Origin of the sequence: Dapis brunnea BLCC-M229 (assembly GCF_050015995.1) — a bacterium.
Lineage (GTDB): Bacteria > Cyanobacteriota > Cyanobacteriia > Cyanobacteriales > Microcoleaceae > Trichodesmium.
Map to the genome: position 1 here is coordinate 1 of NZ_JBNHEP010000143.1, position 9,826 is coordinate 9,826.

General features: G+C 36.7%; 8 protein-coding genes and 1 tRNA gene. 3 read left to right on the forward strand and 6 right to left on the reverse strand.

Annotated features, from left to right (window positions below; genetic code table 11):
• Positions 1–263: HEAT repeat domain-containing protein (locus ACP6PM_RS16750; RefSeq protein ID WP_426586547.1), on the forward strand; the 263-nt coding region annotated here is incomplete at its 5' end.
• 356 nt (positions 264–619) lie between these two features.
• On the opposite strand, the gene ACP6PM_RS16755 is transcribed toward ACP6PM_RS16750, so the two are convergent.
• Entirely contained in the window at positions 620–769 is a 150-nt protein-coding gene (locus tag ACP6PM_RS16755) for a hypothetical protein (protein ID WP_426586549.1), read from the reverse strand.
• 471 nt (positions 770–1,240) lie between these two features.
• On the opposite strand from ACP6PM_RS16755, the gene ACP6PM_RS16760 reads away from it, so the two are divergent.
• Both ACP6PM_RS16760 and ACP6PM_RS16765 read left to right on the forward strand, forming a co-directional pair.
• Positions 1,241–1,756: a heme-binding protein gene (locus ACP6PM_RS16760; RefSeq protein ID WP_426586551.1), complete on the forward strand. Its 516-nt coding sequence runs from the start codon at positions 1,241–1,243 to the stop codon at positions 1,754–1,756.
• A 243-nt stretch (positions 1,757–1,999) separates the two neighbouring features.
• Complete coding sequence (locus tag ACP6PM_RS16765; RefSeq protein ID WP_426586553.1) at positions 2,000–2,179, forward strand: hypothetical protein; 180 nt, start codon at positions 2,000–2,002, stop codon at positions 2,177–2,179.
• A gap of 594 nt (positions 2,180–2,773) precedes the next feature.
• On the opposite strand, the gene ACP6PM_RS16770 is transcribed toward ACP6PM_RS16765, so the two are convergent.
• From ACP6PM_RS16770 to ACP6PM_RS16790, 5 genes are all read right to left on the reverse strand, one after another.
• Entirely contained in the window at positions 2,774–3,718 is a 945-nt protein-coding gene (locus ACP6PM_RS16770; protein WP_426586555.1) for a DMT family transporter, read from the reverse strand.
• Positions 3,719–4,802: 1,084 nt separating this feature from the next.
• Positions 4,803–5,495, reverse strand: a complete 693-nt coding sequence (locus tag ACP6PM_RS16775; protein ID WP_426586557.1) for a PEP-CTERM sorting domain-containing protein — start codon at positions 5,493–5,495, stop codon at positions 4,803–4,805.
• Between the two features lie 825 nt (positions 5,496–6,320).
• Positions 6,321–6,393: transfer RNA gene (locus ACP6PM_RS16780), tRNA-Glu, on the reverse strand.
• Between the two features lie 520 nt (positions 6,394–6,913).
• Positions 6,914–8,059: an S-layer homology domain-containing protein gene (locus ACP6PM_RS16785; protein ID WP_426586558.1), complete on the reverse strand. Its 1,146-nt coding sequence runs from the start codon at positions 8,057–8,059 to the stop codon at positions 6,914–6,916.
• Between the two features lie 307 nt (positions 8,060–8,366).
• Complete coding sequence (locus ACP6PM_RS16790) at positions 8,367–9,242, reverse strand: DUF4231 domain-containing protein (protein ID WP_426586560.1); 876 nt, start codon at positions 9,240–9,242, stop codon at positions 8,367–8,369.
• Between the last annotated feature and the right edge of the window lie 584 nt (positions 9,243–9,826).

Consider the following 9,826-nt stretch of genomic DNA (forward strand, 5'->3'; position numbering starts at 1 on the left):
AAGCGGTGCGACAAATAGCAACTGGTTGGAAAAATCAACCAGAAATTTTGGAATTGCTTCATCGCATCGCCCTCAATGACCCCTTTCAACGCGAAGATAGGTTTCAAGACAACCCTCGACAAATTGCACTAGAAGCAATAGTCAAACAATATCCAGACCATCCGCAAACCCTGCCACTATTACAAGACAGAGCGGAAAATGACCCAGACGAACAACTGCGGGAGTGGGCAAAAGAGGCATTGCAGCGATTAGAAAATACCTAACCCCCCAACCCCCTTCCTATCCCCCCTGCCCCCCTTTGAAAGGGGGGGTAGGGAAGGGGGAGAAACTCCCCTCTCCTCGTAGGAGAGGGGTTGGGGGAGAGGTCTTCCGGGTTGCTCACGAACTTAATGAAGTTTTGTAGGTTGGGTTGAGGTACGTAGCAAGATCCCGCAGGGTAATCCAACATATTGTTGTACCTGTTGGGTTTATCCTGGGGATAAGCTGCGCTTTTCATCTCGCGCAGCGAAACGCTGTCGCTCTACCCAACCTACACGAGTAGCAATAGAACATCCGTTCCGCTTTGCGTTGGCGGAGTCTAGCGGCAGCTATATCACTCTGTTTTCCATAAATTGATGTTTTATTCATCTATTGTCCAATAGTACATTACATAGTATGTTGTATTACATTTGATTAACTCACCACCGTTGACTTTCGGTGTGTTGTGCTGACGCTTTTCATTAGCAAAAACACACCCTACTCCTAAACTCAACCAAACTTCTAGAAGCAATAATCAAACAACATCCAGACCATCCGCAAACCCTGCCACTATTACAAGACAGAGCAGCAAACGACCCAGACGAACAACTGCGGAAGTGGGCAAAAAAGAAATTGCAGCGATTTTAACGAAGTCAGAAGTCAGAAGTTATCAGGACTTACGCATGAGAAATGAAATATCAACGTTTGAGATTGCTTCGCTGTCGCTCGCAATGACAGAAATGCCTGATCTTGGGTAAGTCCTGGTTATATCAAACCTGCTTTCTTTGGGGCGTTGCACAATCAGAAATGATTAACTCCGAAAATTTGATATTTTTGGATAATTCTTTCCTAAATATATGTATAGTTGAAAATCTACGATCATTCTCTAATGTGCAACCCCTTCTTTGGAGTTGGGAAATTCTAAAAACAGCTACCACAGACAAGATGTTTGTGCTACCTTAATTATCAAAATATCCTCTTAAATAAATCATCCAAAAAAATTATGTCTGCATCTTTACCCCAAGGTTTTCCTCAACCTACTGAAGTCAACGTCATCGAAGTTAAACAATATCCCCAATACCGTGGCGTCACCTACACCCATACAGGTGATTCCCGCATGGCAACCAGAGTCGCTTTTGACCCACTATATCAACATATCAGCACTAATCAAATTGCCATGACAACCCCTGTGGAAGCTCGTTATGTCAGGGAAGGCGAACAAACAGAAGTATCTTTTCTCTATTCCACCCCAGACCTAACTCCCCAAAAAATTGATTCTCAGGTGATGGTGAGAGATACTTTGCCAATGACAGTTGTAAGTATTGGAGTGCAGGGTGCTTATACTTGGGAGAGCTACGAACAAAATTTGCAAAAGTTGAAATATTGGTTGACGCAGCACCCAGAATATGAAATTGTAAGTTCACCGAGACGGTTGTTGTATAATTCGCCAATGACACCCGAAGATTTGAAACGGAGTGAAGTGCAGATTGAAATTAGGTTAAGTGATACAATAGGGTGAAGAGGTACAGATATTCATGTTCGAGTGCGGGATTTTACCCGCCACAGATTATGTAATATCCGGACATGATATAACGCACTATCCAACAGCACGCGGTCTATGACTTTCTTCTGCTAAAGCTTAAAACTTAGACAAAGCAGGATTTTTCCTTCTTCTTCTTCTGCTATAACTATCAATATTTCTGAATTTTTGCTATATTCAAACTTTAGAGTATTCAACTTTGAATTAATTTGGAGATTTCTGATGAGTTTTCTCAAAGATGCAGGAATGGCATTACTCGGCGGTTGGATAATTGGCGTTGTATTTGGCTGGCTCAAACTACCTGCACCAGTTCCTCCATTGATGGGTTTAATTGGTGCAGGGGGAATTTTGTTAGGTGGATATTGCTACGGTTTACTACTTCAGTTGTTAACAAAGCCATAATATAGCAATTCCCAAAAAACGTGAGGTACAAAATTCTAGATTTTAGGGAACAGGGAATAGCGCTGCGACCCCGCGTCAGCGATAGATGCAAGCGGTCGGAACCCGGTGAGGTCTCCCGCTCTTTCAGAGCCGCTCCGCTAACGCCATGGGAATGCTGACGACGAATTACAAATTTTCGGTGCAAAAAGCTCAAAAAGCTAATATTTTGGGATGCTTATGGCAGAAAAATCAAGGGACAATTTTTCCGACTACCTCCTCTATAATTCCCATTTCTCCTTACCGAAGAAATAAGGTCAATAGCCTCCCCTTTCAAGGGGATAAAAAGCGGTCGAGAGATGGCGAGGTCTCCTCGCCATATCTAATCGACCAAGAGAAGAAAATTTCCCATTTCAAGCCTCCCTATTACTGGAGGTACTGCTGATAAGGAATGAGAACAAAATAATATCGGATAAAATTAATTACGGTCAATATCTTTCAACAGCAGAAAACAGACTTTCCCGGTCTTATTTAATTTCTGTTCCTAACTGATAACTGAAATGACTCCTGACTCCTGACTCCTACCCTCACCTATAATACTTTTTCAGCCAACCCTAACTATAGTAAACGTCGATGTTCTTGACTCAATAACAAAATACCTACAGTGACAATAACAATACCCAGAATTTGCAAACCATTAATAGTTTCTTGAATAGTTAACCATGCTAAAATTGCTGTCAGACAGGGGTTAGTTGCGCTAATAGTTGCAGCAGTAGTAGCACCTATTAACTTAATTCCATAATTAAACATTAAATGACCACTCAAAGTAACGATCGCTGAGAAGAAACCACCAACCCACATAGGAGTCCAGTTAAGGTCACTATTGTCTCCCTGCCAAATTAATAAACTCGTAGCAGATAACCCTAAAGCAGTAGCAAAACTAATCCAAGTAAAGGGAACCGGATGTATACCTTCAAAACTTTTTTGTGCATTTACAGTATAGAGAGCATAAGTAAGTCCGGAAGCAATGCCAAAAATTACTCCAATTCCATTGTAACTATCGGATGTTGTCTGAGTATAAGGAATAGTCAGAAAAGTTCCAACTAACACCACAACCATTATCATCCAGCGAAACCTTGTAGGAGGAATACCTAAAAATACCCAAGAAAACAGGGAAGTGAATATTGGGTAAGTAAAAAACAGAGTTAAGGCAATTCCAGTTTGGATTAAACCGATAGATAGATAAAGTAGTGCTAAATATAGAAACATCAACACTCCACCAAGGAGCGATCGCCCCAATATAGGACGCGCTTCATTATTTCCTAATGCTCGAATATCTTGCCAGGTAAGCGGGTAAAGTTTTGCCGCGAAGGATGCCATCAAAGGAACTACTAACACCATCCGCATAAACATTAGTAGAAAAGAATTTTGTAGGTTAGGTATAACAAACCCACCTGTTTCAAAAATCCCCCAAATTATCTGTTCATTGAAAAGAATTCTGACAATAACATTTTGGAAACAAAAACAGAATGATGCTAGTAAAACAATTATAAAACCAAACATATCGCTGAAGTCAGAAGTCAGAAGTCAGAAGTCAGAAGCGAGTGTGTAATTCTGAGGTCTCCTCAGAATGTAAGACACACTCAAGACAGTTATTTTTGTAACAGGGATTTAAGCCCCCTCCAAAAATATTTCGCCTTAAAAGGCGGGGTTTTAGACCCAATTATTTTGATAAAGGGCAGTTTTTGGACTGAAAAAAAATTGATAGTCCATACAATACTATAAGATAATTTTCCTCGGCATACCCAAATCAAGTCTTTTAGTGCCAATAAAAAAATGCTATGTCTTTTTATGGAAGACATAGCTATTTTGAATAATTTAATCTTGTGTAAGCATTCAGCGGTAAGCTATTAGCTAGCCTCCTGGATCTTCAATAATGAATAATTAATAATGAATAATTAATAATTACCTCTTCTTGAAAAGAAGAGGATTGACTAATTATGAAAATTTTTATTTATTATCCCCTATCCAAGGGGAGGCTTTAAACCGAAATTTTTCGGTAACTACGTTAACAGCTTTATTACCTTGAAAAGAGGAAAAAGCAATTGAGAGATTTCCCAGAATTAAAAGTTTGTAAGCATTCACTCGCGATTTGAATTTAATCAAATCTTCGACTGGAGGAATCTCTTGTTGAAAATGTAGTAGAAGTTAAATAAATACTTGACTTGCTTAATTCATGAAAAAGCTGTTTGCGTAGCATTCCGCAGGATGAGCTGACCGTTAATAGTTGAATGCTTACCGAATAATTAATAATTAATAATTATTAATTAAATAATTCACCTTTAAAGCTTCCCCTTTGAAGCAGCAGTCAGCAATCAGCTTTTATGGCGTGTATAATGGGGGATTCAAACCCCCCAAAAAAGCGCACCACTAATTTTTTCAAATATAGTGGGGGACTGTTACCCTCGGATTTTTAGCTGTTAACGTAGTTACGACCCAGGAGGCTAGCTAAATGCGCTCAAGCTAATAGCTAGTTAAAGGGGAAAAAATAAATTTTTTTCCTTCTTGGTCAATCCTCTCCCTAAAAGGGAGAGGTAATTATTAATTGTTAATTGTTAATTATTAATTTTTGAAGAGCTAGTTATTTTTATTTCCGCTTCAAAATAGAAGCACCACCAAATGTACCTAAAGCTAATAAACCTAATATTGAAGTCGGTTCAGGAACAGGAGTTAAATTTATATTATCAAAATTCACATCACCAGAACTAGAAATAAAAATCTGATTAATTTCTTCAAAATCTTCTATTGATAAAGTTTGAAAAGGTAAGGATATATCATTACCAAGAGAATATTCTGTAAATTGACCAAGCACTAGCATTGTTGGGTCAAATGTTGTAGAAATTAAGATTTTAGTATCATCAGTTGTATAACCATCAATTGCTCTGTCATTCCTCCGCAATTGATAATCTAAACTTTCTAAATTGAAATAACCACCATTTTTTGCAGTAATAAATATACCTAAAAGTCTTAAATCTTCAGGATCTTCTGAGTTAGAGCTAAAGTGTTGAGCTTCATAACTCTCACGAGCATGAAAATGCCCAGTTTCACTAAAAAAAGCTTCGTCAGTACCTATTTTCCGTGCTGAAAAGGCTGCTACATTAAATCCATTTTCCATAAAACATTCAGCTTTAGTCAATGGAGAACTACAGGTATTGACATCGCTAGTATATATTTCTGCATCGAAAGTAATTGTTGCTGCTTTAGCTTCTGCACTACCAACTAAAAGCATAGCTAAAGTTGCAAAACAACCAATACCTGTAGTTTTCAAATTTTTGAACATAATATTATTGATGCCTAATTTAAGTAAAATTCCGGTTAAATACTAACATTTATATCTTGAAAGGATAAGTGTCTTTAGATAATATTTATCTATGACAAAACGTCATATTTGATAGTATAGCAATCCTATTTTATTTGTGTATAAAAATCTTACCGCTTTTAGGGAAAACTTAACTGGGAAAAGGGAACAGGTAGGAGTTTCAGTTTTTTTTATCTACTTTTTGATTTGTCACAAACTATTTAGGATTGATATATAGCAATATGATTTAAGTTGTGAGATATTAGATACTTTTAGGGAATAGGGAACAAGGAACAGTAAAATTCTCACATCTGATTCCTGATTGCTATATTTAAATAATTTTATTAAAAAAGCATATAATTGACTTTTGATATATTTTTTTTGTTTTTAAAACAAAGTAGAGACCTGCTATGAAAAATCCCTACAAGAGTTGTATTTTTTAAGTAGGTAGGTCTAATTAAACGTTAAAAAAATTGTAGGGGCGGGTTCATTATTGAAAGTTTAATGCTCAACCCTTAAGATGAGATGAACCCGCCCTAATACACAAAATTACCCATGTCAGTCCAGTAGAGTGAGAATAGAATTTAAAAGTTTTTGCTTTAGGATTACTGTAGATTAATATATCCACCAAGAGAAGAAAAAACTTCCTTTTAGCCAATCCTATCTGTTATAAGAAGAGGTAATTATTAATTATTAATTATTGAACAAACCCCTACTCTTTTTTAACTAGATTATTATTTGATATCTAAAATGACAAAAAATTAAAAGGATGACAAGAAATTAAATTTTGTCATCCTTTATTCTTTATACCCCCAAGGGAATTCGAATCCCTGTCGCCTCCGTGAAAGGGAGGTGTCCTAGGCCTCTAGACGATGGGGGCTTAGTTCTTTGTTTTCACTTTTATTAAGATAGCGAATCCCTAAATAAATGTCAAGGGGTATGAAAAAAAATTTTCTCCAGCACTATTTGGCCATATTCAAACCAAAGTTTGAACCTTTGAATCTCAACTAAATGCTCCGATACTATTTTGCTAACCTAAAGCTAACAATGCACAGCCAGATTAACCTGCTGAGGGGGTATCTCCCAATGTCTACAAGAGAACCTGTAGACGCTTTTAAATACTTACGTCGCCTTGGTTATCGGCTAAACAGAGGTATAACATTACTTGACCATGCTAGGGGTAACTTATCAGGATAGCGGTTACTTAGTGGCCTGGTTTGACACCACAAACTACTCTGTTTGTCATACTTTAGCATAATCTATACAACTCGGTCGGTATAACTATATCAATATATATGAATATATGAACTTATGTTAATAAAAATTAGTAAATCAACAATAGTTAATCAACCTTCCTCCTTCTTCCTTCTTCCTTCCTCCTTCTTCCTTCTTCCTTCCTTTCAACTAAGATCTAACTTTGCTTGCAAAGCCATCTGAGCCGAGATACCATCGTTCTGGTCTCCAAAATACCATAAAACAGCAGCAGCTTCAGCCCGACTAACTGTCTTATCTGGCCTAAACAACCTAGTATAACCGAAAACCCGACGAATATTAGAAAAATCATTCTTAGCATCTGCTAATACTGCTCTCAAAGCAGCAGGGTCAATTTTAGAAGTATCTTGAAAATCCCAAGCTGCCTTAACTTTCTCTATTGTTGCTTCTGGTAATGGTTGCCGAAAATCTAAAGGCACCTTCCAAAGAATTAAATCCTCACGAGTTAAAAAATCATCTGGGCGAAACTTAACCACATTAACATCCCCAGATAAAGGACTAGGAATTAAACCTGCTTCTGCCAAACCTTGAATTACAGCAAAGTCGGGATCAGTTTTTGGCACATCCTCAAAAATCGGTTTTTCATTTGCTCTAGCTAATCGGATATGTTTAGCAGTATTATTAGCAAACATCTCATTATTTGCACTTACTAACCATCTGGCATATACACGCCGACTGACAAGATTTTGAGGTTCTAATATACTCGTCGTATCGGGATTATCCTGATTTTTGGTTTCTTCCTGGTGAAATACTCCCAGTTTGGCCAAATCTGCAATGTATGGACGTAATCCTGTAGGCACATCCCTGAGAGCTTTTTTTAATACAGGAGACTCTGAAGGTGTGGGGGTAGGAGTCGGCGGTATACCATCAGTAGGGAATGGTGTTGGTGTCGATAGTGCTGCTACTGCGGGAGTAGGTAATTCTTCTGGTGATACTGTGAGATTAGGTAATGGCTGAATTTCTGGTTGGGGATTTGGTTGTAAAGTTGATATGGCAGAAGGTTCAGATTTATCCAGCAACTCGGAGTTAGAAGTTGGGGAAATTTCTGACGAAAAATCAGCCGGAAGTTGTACTATTGTTTCTGGTTGTTGGTTGTTTTGGGTAGAGGTTTGAGTTAATTGGTTAAAGGGAGAATTATTTTTTAACTGGGGGTCTGGTGCAAAAATTTCCTCTAGCTCTTTGTTGGCAGGATTATTTGCGCAAGCACTCACAGAAACTAATAAACAAATAGTTAGACTAGCAAATATCGCAGGTTTATTTAATAACATATTCATAAAAATAAATTTACTTAGTATTTTGAGGGAGAAAATAAATACCTCCCCACGACCTAAAAACCACAAAAATCAATCGTCCCAAATTGCTTTAGGAATTTCCATAGAGAGTGAGGTACACAATTCTAGGTTTTCTGGAACACCTAAACGGAAGATAAAAATATAAGTGTAACTCACCTCTACTCAGAAACTCTATAAGATAATCTTACAAATAATGAGACTAGATTTGCGAGGATTGGAAACTTAATTTAGCCATTCTATAAGTATTAAGATTTACTTGATGCAAATTGGCTAGTTTTTTTACTTTATTTTATTGCTCTTCCTCTAACTGTTTTTCTTCTCCTTCCTCCGATCCTTTCTCAGTTTTTTCTTGCTCTTGTAATTGTTTGAGATGGATAGTATTCACCTGATTAATAAATTTAGCCATAGCATCTCTTGTCATTTTGTAACGTTCTTTTTCTTCGGCATTACGAGGAATTCTATAACCTGTAGTTACTCCTAAGAGAAATTTCTGTTGTTCCGCTTCTAAAAGTTCTATAGCTCGATTAGAAGACAACCAAGTATCTTCAAAAGGAAATGAAGTTGAAAGACTAGCAACAATAGAAGCGATCGCTGGAAATATTACAGGTAACCAATTCAGCCAAACTGGACCTTTGTCTAATTTATCAACCAGAACTAAAAGCGGAGTCACTCCAGAAAAAATTATTGTTACTATCTGCAATATATAGTAAAAAGATCTTGACTCTACACGAGTCTTTTTGTACTCTTCTATTAGCTCTTGAGCGTAACTTAAAACTGTTTCTACTCCTTGCATTATCTGTGTACTTTTGGGAGAGTCTTCTAGTTGTGACACATTGATGTACATATCTCTTGCCTTAAGTACATTATAATCATTGAGTTTCTTAGTATAGTTTCTCTTTAATTCGCGATTAACAGGGAACAAGAAAATAAACAAACCAATAGAAACTACTAAAATGATTAATAATTTAACCTCGTTTGGGAATAAAAAAATTGTAATCCCTGAAGTAATAGCAATAACCAAAGATAGATATGCAAATATTCTCAAAAATGGCAATATCCTAGAGCTAGGTGGTTGATATTTAGAGATATCTAACAGAGAATTGTTGGACTGAGAATCAATCATTTCAGAACTTGTCAGAGTTTCCTTTGTTTCTAAATTCGCCATAGTTTTCTTCTTGATTAAATGACTATTTTACAATACACTACTTTAGGTAGAACAGTCAATATAAAACTACCGGAAAAGTATCTTAGACCAGGTCAAATTAATTGCTCATAATCTCACAATACTGGATACAATATTAAGCATAATTTTTGAAATTACTTTAACTATTAGCCAGGAATTTTTAAAATTAATTAGTTACCAGTATTTTAGCCCTTTGATTAGCCAATAAATTTATTTATTTATTGGTTAATCAAAGAAGTCATCTTTAAATCACTATTGTTAATCATTTATTATGACTAATTAATGATACTTGATATTATAAGATACCTCTATCAAGTCAATGATTAATATTTACAGAACTTGAGAATTTTTGACTTATAAGCTCTATTTTTACAAATAGGTAATTCAAGAATTAATAATTAAATTAGGACTTACGCAGTACAACGTATTTTGGTCATTGCGACCGACAGGGAAGCAATCTCAAATCGTAATTTTTCGTACCTCATGCGTAAGTCCTGTAAATAATTCACGGCTTGAAGCCTCCCCTTGGATAGGGGAAAAAGCGGTCGGAAAGCGGAGCAGTCCGT

Excerpts from the sequence above, each read along its gene's own strand:
- ACP6PM_RS16760 (WP_426586551.1), top strand. The coding sequence starts at position 1,241 with ATGTCTGCATCTTTACCCCAAGGTTTTCCTCAACCTACTGAAGTCAAC.
- ACP6PM_RS16765 (WP_426586553.1), top strand. The coding sequence starts at position 2,000 with ATGAGTTTTCTCAAAGATGCAGGAATGGCATTACTCGGCGGTTGGATA.
- ACP6PM_RS16770 (WP_426586555.1), bottom strand. The coding sequence starts at position 3,718 with ATGTTTGGTTTTATAATTGTTTTACTAGCATCATTCTGTTTTTGTTTC.
- ACP6PM_RS16775 (WP_426586557.1), bottom strand. The coding sequence starts at position 5,495 with ATGTTCAAAAATTTGAAAACTACAGGTATTGGTTGTTTTGCAACTTTA.
- ACP6PM_RS16785 (WP_426586558.1), bottom strand. The coding sequence starts at position 8,059 with ATGAATATGTTATTAAATAAACCTGCGATATTTGCTAGTCTAACTATT.
- ACP6PM_RS16790 (WP_426586560.1), bottom strand. The coding sequence starts at position 9,242 with ATGGCGAATTTAGAAACAAAGGAAACTCTGACAAGTTCTGAAATGATT.